The sequence below is a fragment of the Streptomyces triticirhizae genome (genome assembly GCF_003696235.1).
Taxonomy (GTDB): Bacteria; Actinomycetota; Actinomycetes; order Streptomycetales; family Streptomycetaceae; genus Streptomyces; species Streptomyces triticirhizae.
Genome location: NZ_RFFJ01000065.1, coordinates 13186 through 28943 on the forward strand (window position 1 = coordinate 13186; position 15758 = coordinate 28943).

Below are 15758 nucleotides of genomic sequence, written 5' to 3' on the forward strand. Positions count from 1 at the left end.
CTCAGGTGGTGAGCCAGCCCTGGGCGGCCGCCTCGACGCCGGCCTGGAAGCGGTTGGTCGCGTTCAGCCGGGCCATCAGGCTGGCCACCACGCGGCTCACCGACCGCTGGGAGACGCCCAGCCGCTCGGCGATCTCGTCGTTGGACAGGCCGGCGGCCATCATCAGCAGCACGTCCCGCTCCTGGCCGATCGGCGCCTTCTCCGGCGTCGCCGTCGGCTGGTCGCCCCGGCCCTCGAAGTCCAGCGCCTCGTCCCAGCTGAGCTGGAAGAACTGGCTGGCGTAGTCCACCACCGCCGGGTCGCGGACCAGGGCGACCCCCGCGCCCGAGCGGCCCGGGTCCAGCGGCAGCACCACCACCTCGTCGTCGTAGATCTGCATCCGGGAGGCGAGCACCCCGGTGGTGCGGACCATCGCCCCGGCGGCGGTGATGCGTTCCACGTGCCGCGCGGTCGGCCGATGCCGGCGGGCGCCGTGCTGGAACAGCGAGCGGATCAGCACCCCGCGCTTGAGGAGGTCCATGTCGAGCGGTGCCGCGGCCGCCAGCGCCGCCTCGCTCTGCCCGCCGCCCGGCACCAGCGCGTCGAGCGACCTGACGCAGGTGCGGGCGAGGTCGTCGATGACGGCGCGGATGTTCTCTATGCCCTCCACGGCCTCGATGCTGCTCTTGGCCGAGCGCATCGAGCGGGCCTCCAGATAGTCCCCGGAGAGCGCGTGCAGCCGCTCCCTGGTCGCGGCCATCGCCACCCGCTGCCGGAGGATGTCGCCCTCCAAAGGCGCCAGCAGGTTCTCGGCCGCGTTCTCCGGGTTGATCGCCACCCAGCCGCCGCCCGGCGTCGGCTGGAGCAGCCCCAGCCGGGAGAGCAGCCGCTCGGCGCGGCGCACCTCGTCGGTGGTCAGCCCGGCGCGTTCGGCCAACTCGGCGGTGTGGTCGGTCGGGTGGGTGACCCGCAGCTGGTAGATCCGCACCGTGGTGGCGTCGATCTCGTGCTCGATCAGTACGTCGGCCTCATGGTCGATCATCGCGGTCGGTCGTCTCCTCCTGCTCAACCGTTCTCCGGTGCCGGCCGTGGCTCGGACTGTTACAGGGCCGGATACGGGGCCAGATACGAGGTCAGGACAGCCAGCCCTGGAGCGCGGCGCGCGCGCCGGCCTGGAAGCGGCTGTCGGCGCCCAGGCGTTCCATCAGCCGGGCCACCACCCTGCTCACCGACCGGGGCGACATGCCGAGTTGGTGGGCGATGGCCTCGTCCTTCTTGCCCGCCGCCATCAGCACCAACACGTCGCGCTCCACGTCGGACGGCTCGCTGCCGGAGCGCTGGTCCTCCTCGGCGAAGTCGATGGCCCGGTCCCAGTAGTGCTCGAAGAGCTGCTGTAGGAAGTTGAGCACCGCCGGCGCCCGAACGAGGGCCACTCCGGCGGCCGTGTGCAGCGGGTCGATGGGCAACACCGCGCAGCTGGCGTCGTAGATCAGCATTCTCGACGGCAGGACGCTGACGCTGCGGACCTGGGCGCCGGCGGCGATCAGGGTGCCCGCGTAGACGACGGTGGCCCGGTGTTTGCGCGCGGTGTGCTGGAAGAGCATCCGCGTCTTCACACCACGTTCCAGCGTCTCGAGGTCCAGCGGGGTGGCCGCGCGGATGGCGCCCTCGGGCTGGCCGCCGCCCGGCACCAGGGCGTCCAGCGACTCGGTGCAGGTGCGGGCGAGGTCGTCGATGACGGCGCGGATGTTCTCGATGCCCTCGACCACCTCGATGCTGCTCTTGGCCGAGCGCATCGAGCGGGCTTCCAGATAGTCCCCGGAGAGCGCGTGCAGCCTCGCCCTGGTGGCGGCCATGGCGATGCGCCGTTGCAGAATGTCCTGTTCGAGCGGGGCGAGCAGGGCGTCGGCCGCGCTCTCCGGCGAGATGGCGACCCGGCCGCCGCTGGGCGAAGTGCGCAACAGACCGAGCGTGAAGAGTCGTTCCTCGGCCGTGGTGACCTCGTCTTCGGTCAATCCAGCGCGCGTCGCGATCTGGCTCACCGAATCTGTGGGATGGATCACGCGGAGCCGGTAGACTCGGGTCGCCGCTGCGTCTATTTCGCCGGATTCGTGCACGCTCTTCTTCCTCGAACGACGTCGGCCAGCCCCTTGGCGTCAACTTGACAGGCGAGATGATGCCACAGTGACTCTATCGACTTCTCCGTGAATGCTCGTGAGCATGATTGCGCCAGCATGCCACTCATGTTCGTCTATGTGGACACGGAAGAGGGAACCCGTGAAGAAGTTTGCTCTCAGCCTTATCGCAGCCCTTGTCGTCGCGGCTGTGTCCGGTGGAGTAGCCGCCGCTCAGGGCTCCGCCGACGAGTCCTCCGCCCAGGCCGCCCAGGTCACGAACATCTGGGCCTGATCCGGGTTTTCGGAGGGTTCGCGTGAGCAGCGAGGGCGGCATGACGACACCACCGACGCCCCTGGCGGTGTTGCTCAGCCCGCGCCGCTCGGTCGTCGAGGCGGCCAGGGCGGTTGGTGCGAGCACCCTGGTCCTCGCACCGGACCTTTCGAAACCCGGCGTTCGGGAGGCGGTCGAGGCAGCCGACGACGCGATGACCGTGCAGTGGATGGACCACTCGCGGCTGATGATGTCGATCGGCCACCTCGCCAACCTCCCGGCCAGGATCTCCATCTTCGGCTTCGCCGAGGCGAGCGCCCTCGCGGCGGCCCGCGCGAACGAGGCCCTGCGGTTTCCTGGCAATCCCCATGCGGCCGTCGCGTACCTCACGGACAAGGCGGCCCTGCGCGGCAAGGTCAACCAGCTCACCGGTGCCCCCGTCCGGTTCGAGCACTGCGACCGCGCCGCGCATCTGGAAGCCGTCGCCCTGCGCGTTGGCTTCCCGTGCGTGGCCAAGCCACGCACCGGTTTCGGCGGCCAGGACGTCCATCTGCTGCGTGACGTGGCGGACGCGGCGTTCCTGGCCGCCGGGCTGCCCCCGGAACCGGCCCTCATCGTCGAGGAGTTCCTGGAGGGACCCGAGTTCAGCGTGGAGGCCCACTCCCTGGCCGGCGCGCACACCGTCCTGGCGGTCTCCAGGAAGTACACCTCCGGCGCGCCGGAGAGCAGGGAGACGGGGTACGACCTGCCGGCGGAGCTGGACGAGGAAACCATCGAACAGATCCACCAGTTGGTCGTCGCCACCCTCAACACCGCCGGCCATCGCAGCGGGCCCTCGCAGACCGAGGTGATCCTGACCTCGGCGGGCCCCCGGCTCGTCGAGTCGCACGCCCACCCGGGCGAGGACCCCGTCAGCGACCTGCTGCTGCTGGCCAGGGGCACCGACCTCGCCGCCCTGGCCATCGCCACCGCGCTCGGCCTGCCCCAGCCCGCACGACAGACCCGGGAACGGTACGCCGGCGTCCGTCAACTCCGGCTGCCGCCCGGCGTGTTGGTCGCGGTCGAGGGGATCGAGGAGGCGCTCGCGCTGCCCGGGGTCACGGAGGTCGAGATCTCCGTTCCGTTGGGCGGCCATGTTCCGGAGACCACCAGCCGGGTCGCCGGACATGGCTGCGTCACGGCGGTGACGGACGGGCCCCAGGAGCTGGAGGCCGTGCTCAGAAAGGCGCAGGACGTCCTGCGGCCGGTCGTGGTCCCCGTGTCCGCGAACGAGGAGGAGCACTCTGCTGCCTGAGCTGTCCCGTCCGCTGGTCCCGCCGGAGAGCCCGGCGCCGCGCACGGATCTGCTGCTCCCCTTCCACGGTGTTCTCGCCCGACCGCTCGGCCGCGCCAGCTATTACGTGTTGGAGCGCGTCGACGGCGTGGGTTCGGTCGAACAGCGGGGTGTCCTCGGCGCGTTGAGCCTGCACGGGGTGGAGAGCGGGCATGTGCTGCGTCACCAGCAGGTCGGGGAGACGGCCGTCAGGTTCCAGGCCCGCCTGCTGAAGGAGCGCGGCGGCAGCGTGGAGCCGCTGCTGCTGGCCGCGCCCGACCTGGGCGCCTTCCACGCGTGCATCGAGGAGACCGTCCGCCGGCCCGTCGACCAGGAGTTGCCCGTCCCGGGCGGCGGCCTGCAACGCCTGTGGGCCTGCGACGTCGCCTGGACCATCGACCCGCCCGCGCTGCCGCCGATGCTGCTGGCCGACGGGCACCACCGCCTTGAGGCCGCGCGCCGGCTGCGCCGGGCGCACCCGGGCGCGGTGGGGGACCGGCTGCTGGCGCTGGTCGTGGACCACCGGCGCTACCCGTTGACGCTCTCGGCGACCCACCGCGTGGTGCCGGGGCTCGACCTGGAACGGGCGGTGCGCGCCGCCGAGCGGATCGCGCGGGTGCGCGAACTCCCGCCGGCCCGGCGCCCGGTGCCGCGCCCCGGCACCTATCTGCTGACCGGGCAGGGCCGCATCTGGGGCCTGTCGGAGATCTCGCCGGCCGCGCTGGCCGGGCGGCTGCGGACGCTGCCGGTCGAGTGGGTCGAGCTGCCGGCCGCGATCAGCGACCATGTGCTGATCCCCGCGCTCTGCGAGGACCAGCAGCTGTCGCCCGCGCTCCGCTACACCAGCCACTATCCGGCGCCGGACGAGGTGGGCCTGATCCTGCCGCCGCCGACCTGGGACCAGATCTGGGCGGGCGCGGCCAGCGGCACCGGGATGCCGCCGAAGAGCACCCACCTGGGCCCCTCCCCGCTGCCCGGCCAGCTGGGCGCCCCGGGCTGAACGGACGGCCGCCGCGCGGGGACGGCTCCGGGCGCCTCGGCCCGGCGGGCTCACGTCGGCGGGGCGCGGCGGGTGAGCCCGAGGTTTCGTCTGTGTCACCTGCTGCCAACAGGCCGGAAGTCGGGCGTTGTTACCTTCGGCCGCACTCGGGGGAGTCCTTCCACCGTCCGCCTCGGACATCTCACCCGCCCGCACGTCCCACCCGTACACACCCGCACACCCATCGCACCGCGCTGGAGGCGCCATGTCAGACGTCAAACCACGGGCCGCCCGTCGGGGTGGGCGCTGGATCGAGGAGTGGGACCCGGAGGACGAGCACTTCTGGCGGACCACGGGAGAGTCCGTCGCCCGCAGGAACCTGGTCTTCTCCGTTCTCTCCGAGCACATCGGCTTCTCGATCTGGTCGTTCTGGTCGGTGCTGGTGCTGTTCATGGGCGACGAGTACGGGATCGACCCGGCCGGGAAGTTCTTCCTGGTCTCCACGGCCACCCTGGTGGGCGCGGTGGTGCGGGTGCCCTACACGTTCGCCGTGGCCCGCTTCGGTGGCCGGAACTGGACGGTGGTCTCGGCCTCGATGCTGCTGCTGCCGACGGTCGCCGCGTGGGTGGTCATGGAGCCCGGCACCTCGTATACGACATTCATGCTGGTGGCGATCCTGACCGGGGTCGGCGGCGGCAACTTCGCCTCCTCGATGACCAACATCAACGCCTTCTTCCCGCTGCGGAAGAAGGGCTGGGCGCTGGGCCTGAACGCGGGCGGCGGCAACATCGGCGTGCCCGTGGTGCAACTCGTCGGCCTGCTGGTCATCGCCACCGCCGGCGACGGCAGCCCCCGGGTGCTGCTGGCGGTCTACACCCCGCTGATCGTGGTGGCCGCCGCGCTGGCCTGGCGTTACATGGACAACCTGGCGCCGGTCACCAACGACACCGGCGCCGCGAGGGAGTCGGTCAGGGACGCGCACACCTGGATCATGTCGTTCCTCTACATCGGCACCTTCGGCTCGTTCATCGGCTACAGCTTCGCGTTCGGCCTGGTCCTCCAGAACCAGTTCGACCGCACCCCGCTCCAGGCCGCCTCGATCACCTTCATCGGGCCGCTGCTGGGCTCGCTGGTGCGGCCGTTCGGCGGGCACTGGGCCGACCGGTTCGGCGGGGCGCGGATCACGCTGCTCACGTTCCTGGGGATGGCGGCGGCGACCGGGGTGGTGATCGTGGCCTCGCGCGCCGAGTCGCTGGCGGTCTTCCTGGTCGGCTTCATCGCGCTCTTCGTGCTCAGCGGCGTGGGCAACGGCTCGACCTACAAGATGATCCCCGGCATCTACCAGGCCAAGGCCAGGGCGATGGGCCTGCGCGGCGAGGAGGCGGCGGCCTACGGACGGCGGCTGTCGGGCGCGGCGATCGGGCTGATCGGCGCGGTCGGGGCGCTCGGCGGCCTCGGCATCAACCTCGCGTTCCGGCAGTCCTTTCTGACCACCGGGTCCGGGGTCAACGCGTTCGTCTCGTTCCTCGCCTTCTACGGACTGTGTTCGGCGGTGACCTGGGCCGTATACCTGCGCGGCGCGCGTCGGGCGGCGACCGGGGGCGGCGGCGCGGCCGTCGCGGGCGGTCGGCCCAGCGAGGTGCCGGCGTACACCGGGGTCTAGACGGACACGACCCGGAGCCGCCGGGCCGACGGACCGGCGCGTCGCCCCTCGGTCGGCGTAACGCGGGGGAAACGCGGCGGAACCGGGCCCGTCACGCCGCCTTGTCAGGCTCGGCGGCAGCCGGGCCCCCGGGGCGGCGCGGCTCCGGGCCCTGCGGCGGTCCGGCCAGGTCACGGCGGCCGGTCCGTCATCATCGAACCGTCCGGCAGGCGACCCGGCGCCGCCGGGCCGCGACGGCCAGCCAGCACGTCAGCGAGCAACCAGGGTGGAACGGTCAGACCCATGCCCCAGCAAGAGCAGCGCCAGGAAACCGACGTCCGGCCCCTCGACGGCTTCGCCGTCGGGGTGACGGCCGCGCGCCGAGCCGAGGAGCTGGGCGCGCTGCTGCGCCGGCGCGGGGCCGAGGTGACGCACGCCCCGGCGCTGCGCATCGTCCCACTCGCCGACGACGACCAACTGCTCGCCGCGACCCGCGCGTTGATCGACCGCGCCCCGGACATCGTGGTCGCGACCACGGCCATCGGCTTCCGGGGCTGGGTGGAGGCCGCCGAAGGCTGGGGGCTCGGCGAGCCGCTGCTGACCACCCTCGCCACCACGGAGGTGCTGGCGCGCGGCCCCAAGGTGCGCGGCGCGATCAGGGCCGCCGGGCTGACCGAGCGGTGGTCACCGGCGTCCGAGTCCATGGCCGAGGTGTTGCAGCGGCTGCTCGACCAGGGCGTCGAGGGACGCCGGCTCGCCCTCCAGCTGCACGGCGAGCCGCAGCCGGGCTTCCTGGAGGCGCTGCGCGCCGCCGGCGCCGAGGTGGTGGAGGTGCCCGTCTACCGCTGGATGCCGCCGGCGGACATCGCGCCCGTCGACCGACTGATCGACGCCACGCTGGCCCGGGGCGTGGACGCGGTGACGTTCACCTCGGCGCCGGCCGCCGCGTCGTTCCTGCGGCGGGCGGAGGAACGGGCGCTGCTGGAGCCGCTGTTGGACGCGTTCAAGCGGCATGTGCTGGCCGCCTGCGTGGGCCCGGTCACCGCGCTGCCGCTCCAGGCGCACGACGTGCCAACGAGGCAGCCGGAACGGTTCCGGCTCGGCCCGCTGGTGCAGCTGCTCTGCGCGGAACTCCCGGCCCGGGTGGAGACCCTGCCGGTGGCGGGCCACCGGCTGGAGATCAGGGGGCGCGCGGTGGTGTTGGACGGCGCGTTGCGGCCCGTTCCGCCGGCGGGCATCGCGCTGCTGCGCGCGCTGGCGCGCCGGCCGGGGTGGGTCGTCTCGCGCGCCGAGCTGCTGCGCGCGCTCCCCGGCGCGGGGCGGGACGAGCACGCCGTGGAGACGGCGATGGCGCGGTTGCGGACGGCGCTGGGCGCCCCCGCCGTGGTCCAGACGGTGGTCAAACGCGGCTACCGGCTGGCGCTGGACCCGGCCCTGGACGGGCCGAAGTACGGGGACCAGGGCCTGCCCGGCCGGGGTTTCGGGAGTCGCCGGCCGCCGCGCCGCCTGCGGCGGCCGGGCGGCGGCGGCACTTCTTGAGCGAACGGGCGTGCGGGCCGGCGCGCGACACGGCTTCCTCCGGTGCGCTGCCGGACTGTCGGCCAGCCCCCTGCGCCCGGGCTCGGCCCGTCACTCGGGGCTGCCCGGCTCGGGCTGGCCGCATGTCCCGGATGTCCGCCCGCACGCGCCGCCGCACGGGCCCTGTGCCGGATGCCCGTCCCACCGTCTCGTCGTCGGTGTCCGCCCCCGTCGTCGGGAGGCGCGCCACGTCGCGGTACCGGCCGTTGTGCGCCGGCGCGGGCCGGTTGTCTCCTCGTGCGTCACCGGCGGCTCGTGTTCCGCATGTCCACGGCGCGTGGTGGTGCCGTTCGCCCTGCCGGCGGCACCGCCGCGCCGCACCGTCGTTCCCAGTCCCTCTCGCCGGCAGGCGCGTTCCCCTGCCGGAGGCATCGCCGCGCCGTAGGCGCGATACCGGGCTCCTCGCCGCAGACGCGTCCGCCATTGTCAGAGACCACCGCCGCGCGTCCCCGGGAACGCCGTGGGCAAATGTCGCGTACGGTTGTCGGCTGCCCTGCCACAGCAGCAGAAGGGGGCCGAGGCGTTGGACGTGCGAGACCGGGAGATCCGGGACGAGCAGCGGCATCTGGACGCCGTCTACGGACGGCTGACCGAGAAGATCCATGAGGCCGAGTACCTGATGGCGGACGCCGCCCGGCGCGGCCAGGTGGGTACGCCCGGCGCGCTCGCCGAGCGGGACGCGCAGGTCTTCCAGGCGGGGCTCCATCTCTCCCGGCTCAACCGCGAGTTCGAGGACTTCCTCTTCGGCCGCATCGACCTGCTCGCCGGCAAGGACGGGGTGCGCGGCCCGGACGGCGCCTCCACCTCCGTCGAGCCCGCCGACGACGCGGTGCGGGAGGAGGACGGCGGGCAGGTCGCGGAGATCGCGGAGACCCTGCACATCGGCCGGCTCGGGGTGCTGGACGCGGACTACGTTCCGCTGGTGATCGACTGGCGCGCGCCGGCGGCCGCGCCGTTCTACCGGGCCACGCCGCTGCGCCCGGGCAGGGTGGTGCGCCGGCGCGTGATCCGCAGCCGGGGGCGCCGGGTGTTGGGCGTCGAGGACGACCTGCTGCGCCCGGGGCTGCGGGCGCTGCTGGACGGCCGCGAGCTGCCGGTGGTCGGCGACGGCGCGCTGCTGGCGGCGCTCGGCCGGGAGCGCGGCCACCGGATGACCGACATCGTCGCCTCCATCCAGGCCGAGCAGGACGAGGTGATCCGCGCCCCGGCGGGGAAGGTGACCGAGGTCACCGGCGGCCCCGGCACCGGCAAGACGGCGGTCGCCCTGCACCGCGCCGCCTACCTGCTCTACCAGGACCGACGCCGCTACGCCGGCGGCATCCTGGTGGTCAGTCCCACGCCGCTGTTGGTCTCCTACACCGAGGGCGTGCTGCCCTCGCTCGGCGAGGAGGGGCAGGTGGTGATCCGCGCGCTGGGCTCCCTGGTCGACGGGTTCGAGGCGGACGCCTACGACGAGCAGCGGGTCGCCGCGATCAAGGGATCGGCCGTGATGGCGCGGCTGTTGGCGCGGGTGGCGCGCGGCGTCACCGAGGACGCCGACGCGCCCCGGACGCTGCGGGTGGTGGCCTTCGGCCGCCGGGTCGAGCTGGACGCCGACGAGTTGGCGCGGGTCCGCCGCCAGGTGGCCGGCGGCAGCGCGCCCGTCAACCTGCTGCGCCCGCGCGCCCGCCGGCTGCTGCTGGAGGCGCTCTGGCACCGCTCGGGCGCCGCCGCCCGTTACCAGGACCCGGAGTTGGCGGCCGAGGCGAGGGACGGGTTCTTCGAGGACATCGGCGAGGAGGACGTCTTCCAGGAGTTCCTGGCCGCCTTCTGGCCCGAGCGCACCCCGCTCCAGGCGCTGTTGGCCATGGCCGACGAGCAGCGCCTGGCCCGCTGGGCGCGCCGGCTGCTGCGGCCGCGCGAGGTGCGGCAGTTGGCCCGTTCGCTGCGCCGGGTCACGCCCGAGGGGCGCGGGCTCTCCGCCCACGACGTGGCGCTGCTCGACGAGTTGCGCGCGCTGCTGGGCACCCCGCCGAGGCCGGCGCCGGCCGAGCGCGGCAGCGGCGGACTGGACGAGCTGGACGCGCTGGGCGGTGTCGCCGAGTTGACCACCTACGCGGAACGGCTGGAGCGCCGGGCTGACCGGGGCGAGCGGCCCCAGCGGGACGAGGAGCGGTTCGACTACACCCATGTGATCGTGGACGAGGCCCAGGACCTGACGCCGATGCAGTGGCGGATGGTGGGTCGCCGTGGCCGGCAGGCGAGTTGGACGGTGGTGGGCGACCCGGCGCAGAGTTCCTGGACGGCGCCGGAGGAGGCGGCCGCCGAGCAGCACGCGGCGCTCGGCGGCCGGTCGCGCCGCCGCTTCGAGCTGACCGTCAACTACCGCAATCCGGCCGAGATCGCGCGGGTCGCCGACGGGGTGCTGGCCCGGGCGATGCCGGGGGCCACGCCGCCCAGGGCGGTCCGTTCCACCGGGGTGCTGCCCCGTTACGCGGTGGCAGCCGACGCCGAGGAGCTGCCGGACGCGGTGCGCGCCGAGGCGGAACGCCTGCTGGCCGAGGTGACCGGGACCGTGGGCGTGGTGGTGGCGATGGGCCTGCGGGCCACGGCGCGGTCCTGGCTGGCCGGCGCGGACGACCGGCTGGTGGTGCTGGGCAGCCTGGAGGCGAAGGGCCTGGAGTACGACGCGACGCTGGTCGTCGCGCCCGCCGGGATCGTCGCCGAGTCGCCGGCAGGCGCCCGGGTGCTCTATGTCGCGCTGACCCGTTCCACGCAGCGGCTCACGGTGCTCTCGGGGCCGGAGGACCGGCCGGACGCGGCGGGCGTGCCGGAGGCGCTGCGGCTCGCCGAGCCGGGCGGCGGGAGCGACCGCGAGCCCGCCCCCGACCCCGCCGCACGGCGCTGACCTGCGCACTGAGCCCGGTTGACCCCCGGGCTCAGTGAGGTAGCCTGGAGATGGCGTCGGCCCGTTCCATGCCCCCGGGCCCAACCATTGTCGCTACGAGCGACCACTTGCCGCGAGGCGAGCTGGCGGGTCGGCGCCCTTTCTCCCCTCCTTCGATTCCCCGGATTCCCCGCCTCGCGCGTTCCGCTCCGGCGGCTGGTTTCCGATCCGGCTTCCGCGCCCCGCACCCCGCTGTTACCGTCAGGGCGGTCGGCGGTCCCGGCTTCCAGCGTGACGGGGGCCTCTCGTAAGGTGACAGCGGTCCGCCGGCGGCGGTTCTTCGCACGCCGCGCGCGGGCGGAGGGGCTTTGAGAAAGCGAAGGAAGTTCGGCCATGGCAACGGCGCCCAGTGTCTCGTACTCGATGACCATCAGGCTGGAGGTGCCGGCCAGCGGCACGGCCGTCAGCGAGCTGACCACGGTGGTGGAGTCCTCGGGCGGTTCGGTCACCGGCCTGGACGTCACCGCGTCGGGACACGAGAAGCTGCGCATCGACGTGACGATCGCGGCCAGTTCCACGGCGCACGCGGACGAGATCGTCCAGAAGCTGCGCGGGATCGACGGGGTGGCGCTCGGAAAGGTCTCGGACCGGACCTTCCTGATGCACCTCGGCGGCAAGATCGAGATGACCTCGAAGCACCCGATTCGCAACCGTGATGATCTGTCCATGATTTACACGCCCGGCGTGGCCCGGGTGTGCACCCAGATCGCCGCGCACCCCGAGGACGCGCGGCGGTTGACCATCAAGCGCAACAGCGTGGCCGTGGTCACCGACGGCTCCGCCGTGCTCGGGCTCGGCAACATCGGCCCGCACGCGGCGCTTCCGGTGATGGAGGGCAAGGCCGCGCTGTTCAAGCGGTTCGCCGGGATCGACGCCTGGCCGCTGTGCCTGGACACCCAGGACCCGGACGCCATCGTGGAGATCGTCAAGGCGATCGCCCCCGGCTTCGCCGGGATCAACCTGGAGGACATCTCCGCGCCCCGCTGCTTCGAGATCGAGGCCAGGCTGCGCGAGGCGCTGGACATCCCGGTCTTCCACGACGACCAACACGGCACCGCCATCGTGGTGCTGGCCGCGTTGCACAACGCGCTGCGCGTCGTGGGCAAGGAACTGGGCACGGTGCGGGTGGTGATGTCCGGCGCCGGCGCGGCCGGGACGGCCATCCTCAAGCTGCTGTTGGCGGCCGGCGTCAAGCACGCGGTGGTCACCGACATCCACGGCGTGGTGCACGCCGGCCGCCCCGACCTGGTCGACGCTGACGGCGACTCCCCGCTGCGCTGGATCGCCGACAACACCAACCCCGAGGGCGTCACGGGCACTCTGGGTGAGGCGATCGTCGGCGCCGACGTGTTCATCGGGGTCTCCGCGCCCGACGTGCTGACCGGCTCGGACGTGGCGGCGATGGCCGATGGTGCGATTGTCTTCGCCCTGGCGAACCCGGACCCCGAGGTGGACCCGGCGCTGGCCAGGAAGACGGCGGCCGTGGTGGCCACCGGGCGCTCGGACTTCCCCAACCAGATCAACAACGTGCTGGTTTTCCCCGGGGTGTTCCGTGGCCTGCTGGACGCCCAGTCGCGTTCGGTCAGCACGGAGATGATGCTGGCCGCCGCGCGGGCGCTGGCGGACGTGGTGGGCGGCGACGAGTTGAACGCCAACTACATCGTGCCGAGCGTGTTCAACGAGCGGGTCTCGGGCGCCGTGGCCGAGGCGGTGCGCGAGGCCGCGCGCCGCGCCTGACCGCCCCGCGCGGCGACGGGCGTCAACTCGCCGCCGCGCCACGGTGAATCGGGGGCGCGGCGGCGCGCCGCGCATCACCAGCGCACAACGGCGCGGCGAGCCAAGGGCGCTGGCGCGGGCCGGGAACGTGAGCCCGTTCACCCCGGTCGGCCGGGCCGCCGGCGCGCGGGGCGGCGAGTCGGTTGCCACCGCGCTCCGGCTGCCCCTTAGGGTGACCGGGAGGCACGGCCTCGGGCACGTCGCAACCTGCGGGACCTGGGCGCTCTTCGGGCGTCCGACCGGGGGCCTCGGATTGGCCTTCCCGCCACTGGTGAGGGCAGGATGCGTACCCGGGTGCCAGGGAGGACCCCTGGTCCTGGCAGTGTCAGTGGGTCCTGGCAGCATCGGCTTCGATCTCACGCCTCATTGGCAAGATGAACTTGGGAGTACGAAATATGAACCGCAGTGAGCTGGTGGCCGCTCTGTCCGAGCGCGCCGAGGTGACTCGGAAGGACGCCGACGCCGTGCTGGCGGCCCTTGCCGAGACCGTGGGGGAGGTCGTGGCCAAGGGCGACGAGAAGGTCACCATCCCGGGTTTCCTGACCTTCGAGCGCACTCACCGTGCCGCCCGCACCGCCCGCAACCCGCAGACCGGCGAGCCCATCCAGATCCCGGCCGGGTACAGCGTCAAGGTCTCCGCCGGCACCAAGCTGAAGGAAGCCGCCAAGGGCAAGTGACCCTCGGCTGAGGACGACTGAAGGGGTGGCCCCTCCAAGGGGGCCACCCCTTACACGTGTTCGTTCACCCGTCGCTCAGGCGTGCCCATCCGGGCCGTTCACGCCCCGCGTTCGCTCAGGGACGCTCGACCTTGGCGCCCAACTCCTCAAGTTTGTTGAGGAAGTTCTCATAGCCCCGGTTGATCAGCCCGATGCCGTGCACCCGCGAGGTGCCCTGCGCCGCCAACGCCGCGATCAGGTACGAGAATCCGCCCCGCAGGTCGGGGATGACCAGGTCGCCGCCCTGGAGCGTGGTCGGCCCCGAGACCACGGCCGAGTGCAGGAAGTTCCGCTGCCCGAACCGGCAGGGCGTGCCGCCCAGGCACTCCCGGTACAGCTGGATGTGCGCGCCCATCTGGTTGAGCGCGCTGGTGAAGCCGAGCCGTGACTCGTAGACCGTCTCGTGCACGATCGAGAGCCCCGACGCCTGGGTGAGCGCGACCACCAACGGCTGCTGCCAGTCCGTCTGGAAGCCTGGGTGCACGTCCGTCTCCAGCGCGATCGCGTTCAACGGGCCGCCCGGGTGCCAGAACCTGATGCCGCTCTCGTCCACCTCGAACGCGCCGCCGACCTTGCGGTAGACGTTGAGGAACGTCAGCATCTCCCGCTGGCTGGCGCCCCTGACGTAGACGCTGCCCTTGGTGGCCAGCGCGGCGCTGGCCCAGGAGGCCGCCTCGAGACGGTCCGGCAGCGCCCGGTGGGTGTAGCCGCCGAGCTGGTCGACGCCGGTGATCCGGATGGTGCGGTCGGTGTCGAGCGAGATGATCGCGCCCATCTTCTGGAGCACGCAGATCAGGTCCTCGATCTCCGGCTCCACGGCCGCGTTGGTCAGCTCCGTGACGCCCTCGGCCAGCACGGCGGTCAGCAGCACCTGCTCGGTGGAGCCGACCGACGGGTAGGGCAGCCGGATCCTGCAGCCGCGCAGCCGCTGCGGGGCCTCCAGGTACTGCCCGTCGGCGCGCTTCTCGATGGTGGCGCCGAACTGCCGCAGCACGTCGAAGTGGAAGTCCACCGGCCGGCCGCCGATGTCGCAGCCGCCGAGACCCGGGATGAACGCGTGCCCCAGCCGGTGCAGCAGCGGGCCGCAGAAGAGGATCGGGATGCGGGAGCTGCCGGCGTGGGCGTCGATGTCGGCGACGTTGGCGCTCTCCACGTGCGAGGGGTCAAGGACCAGCTCGCCCGGCTCGTCGCCGCTGCGCACGGTCACCCCGTGCAGCTGGAGCAGCCCGCGCACCACCCGCACGTCGCGGATCTCGGGAACGTTCCGCAGCCGGCTCGGCGCGCTGCCGAGCAGGGCCGCCACCATCGCCTTGGGGACCAGGTTCTTCGCCCCTCGAACGCGGATCTCGCCCTCGATCGGGGTGCCGCCGTGGACAAGGAGTACGTCGTCGGTCATGGAACTCGCGATCTGTTCGAAAGGGGTGCGTGGGACCACTCGGAATGGTAGTGGGCCGACCCCGCCCCGTCCCTGCGGCCCGGCCGGGGCCACCCCTCCCCCGGCACACCCGGATGGGGAATCATGGGCGCATGTCCGAGGTCTCCTCGCTCACCGGGCGGCTGCTGGTGGCCACCCCAGCCCTGTCCGACCCGAACTTCGACCGCTCCGTGGTGCTCCTGCTGGACCACGACGGGGACGGCGCGCTGGGCGTGGTGCTCAACCGCCCCACGCCGGTCGACGTGTCCGAGGTGCTGGAGCCGTGGGCGCGGCTGGCGGGGGAGCCGGGCGTGGTCTTCCAGGGCGGTCCCGTCGCGCTGGACGCGGCGCTGGCGCTGGCCGTGGTGCCCGGGGCCGGGCCGCTGGGCTGGCGTCGGGTGCACGGCTCGATCGGCCTGGTCGACCTGGAGGCGCCGCCCGAGGTGCTGGCCGCCGAGCTGGGCAGCCTGCGGATCTTCGCCGGCTACGCCGGCTGGGGCCCGGGGCAGCTGGAGCGGGAGCTGGAGGAGGGCGCCTGGTATGTCGTGGACTCCGAGCCGGGCGACGTCTCCGTGCCGGAGCCGGAGCGGCTGTGGCGGGCGGTGCTGCGCCGTCAACGGGGCACTCTGGCGCTGCTCGCCACATACCCGGACGACCCCTCGCTCAACTAGGCTAGGTACTCATGAGCACTGTTGAGGAGCCCGAGCGCGGAGCGGGCACCGGCACGATCGTCGAGCCCACCCCGCAGACCACGCACGGTGACGGCGATCACGAGCGGTTCGCGCACTATGTCCAGAAGGACAAGATCATGGCCAGCGCGCTCGACGGCACCCCCGTCGTGGCGCTCTGCGGCAAGGTCTGGGTGCCGGGCCGTGACCCCAAGAAGTACCCGGTCTGTCCCACCTGCAAGGAGATCTACGAGTCCATGGGCTCGTTCGGTGGCGGCAAGGACGGCAAGGGCGGCGACAAGTAGCCGAACGCCCGCCCCGGCCGCCGGCGCCGGCCGCCGCGCCCGGCCCACGCGGCCGGCGGCGTTCCGGCCGCGGCC

General features: G+C 73.1%; 12 protein-coding genes. 9 read left to right on the plus strand and 3 right to left on the minus strand.

Translation table 11 applies throughout. The features are described from left to right. Position 1: 1 nt before the first annotated feature. Together EBN88_RS13790 and EBN88_RS13795 are read right to left on the minus strand one after the other, a co-directional pair. Positions 2-1021 (minus strand): helix-turn-helix transcriptional regulator, encoded by a 1020-nt coding sequence (locus tag EBN88_RS13790; RefSeq protein ID WP_122184162.1) that lies wholly within the window; start codon positions 1019-1021, stop codon positions 2-4. A 91-nt stretch (positions 1022-1112) separates the two neighbouring features. Further along, the gene (locus tag EBN88_RS13795; RefSeq protein ID WP_233580654.1) at positions 1113-1994 is read right to left on the minus strand and encodes a helix-turn-helix domain-containing protein; all 882 of its coding nucleotides are present in this window, start codon (positions 1992-1994) and stop codon (positions 1113-1115) included. A gap of 416 nt (positions 1995-2410) precedes the next feature. On the opposite strand from EBN88_RS13795, the gene EBN88_RS13800 reads away from it, so the two are divergent. The 7 genes from EBN88_RS13800 (at position 2411) to EBN88_RS13835 (ending at position 13257) form a co-directional block, all read left to right on the plus strand. Continuing rightward, a complete protein-coding gene (locus tag EBN88_RS13800; protein WP_122184164.1) occupies positions 2411-3661 on the plus strand; it encodes an ATP-grasp domain-containing protein in 1251 nt (416 codons plus the stop codon). A 52-nt stretch (positions 3662-3713) separates the two neighbouring features. Beyond that, positions 3714-4679: a DUF1015 family protein gene (locus EBN88_RS13805; protein WP_267902558.1), complete on the plus strand. Its 966-nt coding sequence runs from the start codon at positions 3714-3716 to the stop codon at positions 4677-4679. A gap of 244 nt (positions 4680-4923) precedes the next feature. Next, positions 4924-6321, plus strand: a complete 1398-nt coding sequence (locus EBN88_RS13810; RefSeq protein WP_122184166.1) for a nitrate/nitrite transporter — start codon at positions 4924-4926, stop codon at positions 6319-6321. 282 nt (positions 6322-6603) lie between these two features. Next, complete coding sequence (locus EBN88_RS13815; protein ID WP_122184167.1) at positions 6604-7839, plus strand: uroporphyrinogen-III synthase; 1236 nt, start codon at positions 6604-6606, stop codon at positions 7837-7839. Between the two features lie 562 nt (positions 7840-8401). Further along, positions 8402-10765 carry a HelD family protein gene (locus EBN88_RS13820; protein WP_122184168.1) on the plus strand — a complete coding sequence of 788 codons (2364 nt, stop codon included), beginning with the start codon at positions 8402-8404 and terminating at the stop codon, positions 10763-10765. Positions 10766-11137: 372 nt separating this feature from the next. Then, the gene (locus EBN88_RS13825) at positions 11138-12541 is read left to right on the plus strand and encodes an NAD-dependent malic enzyme (RefSeq protein WP_122184169.1); all 1404 of its coding nucleotides are present in this window, start codon (positions 11138-11140) and stop codon (positions 12539-12541) included. Positions 12542-12975: 434 nt separating this feature from the next. Beyond that, positions 12976-13257, plus strand: a complete 282-nt coding sequence (locus tag EBN88_RS13835; RefSeq protein ID WP_062203791.1) for an HU family DNA-binding protein — start codon at positions 12976-12978, stop codon at positions 13255-13257. A 115-nt stretch (positions 13258-13372) separates the two neighbouring features. Here EBN88_RS13835 and murA read toward each other — a convergent pair whose 3' ends face one another. Further along, positions 13373-14692 (minus strand): UDP-N-acetylglucosamine 1-carboxyvinyltransferase, encoded by a 1320-nt coding sequence (gene murA / locus EBN88_RS13840; RefSeq protein WP_122184171.1) that lies wholly within the window; start codon positions 14690-14692, stop codon positions 13373-13375. Between the two features lie 131 nt (positions 14693-14823). Here murA and EBN88_RS13845 point away from each other — a divergent pair, with 131 nt between their 5' ends. Both EBN88_RS13845 and EBN88_RS13850 read left to right on the plus strand, forming a co-directional pair. Next, on the plus strand, positions 14824-15381 hold the full coding sequence (locus tag EBN88_RS13845) for a YqgE/AlgH family protein (protein ID WP_122184172.1): 558 nt from the start codon (positions 14824-14826) through the stop codon (positions 15379-15381). Positions 15382-15392: 11 nt separating this feature from the next. Further along, entirely contained in the window at positions 15393-15683 is a 291-nt protein-coding gene (locus EBN88_RS13850) for a DUF3039 domain-containing protein (protein WP_122184173.1), read from the plus strand. Positions 15684-15758: the final 75 nt, after the last annotated feature.

Coding starts and splice junctions, on each gene's coding strand:
- EBN88_RS13790 (WP_122184162.1), bottom strand. CDS start 1,021: ATGATCGACCATGAGGCCGACGTACTGATCGAGCACGAGATCGACGCC.
- EBN88_RS13810 (WP_122184166.1), top strand. CDS start 4,924: ATGTCAGACGTCAAACCACGGGCCGCCCGTCGGGGTGGGCGCTGGATC.
- EBN88_RS13815 (WP_122184167.1), top strand. CDS start 6,604: ATGCCCCAGCAAGAGCAGCGCCAGGAAACCGACGTCCGGCCCCTCGAC.
- EBN88_RS13825 (WP_122184169.1), top strand. CDS start 11,138: ATGGCAACGGCGCCCAGTGTCTCGTACTCGATGACCATCAGGCTGGAG.
- EBN88_RS13835 (WP_062203791.1), top strand. CDS start 12,976: ATGAACCGCAGTGAGCTGGTGGCCGCTCTGTCCGAGCGCGCCGAGGTG.
- murA (WP_122184171.1), bottom strand. CDS start 14,692: ATGACCGACGACGTACTCCTTGTCCACGGCGGCACCCCGATCGAGGGC.
- EBN88_RS13845 (WP_122184172.1), top strand. CDS start 14,824: ATGTCCGAGGTCTCCTCGCTCACCGGGCGGCTGCTGGTGGCCACCCCA.
- EBN88_RS13850 (WP_122184173.1), top strand. CDS start 15,393: ATGAGCACTGTTGAGGAGCCCGAGCGCGGAGCGGGCACCGGCACGATC.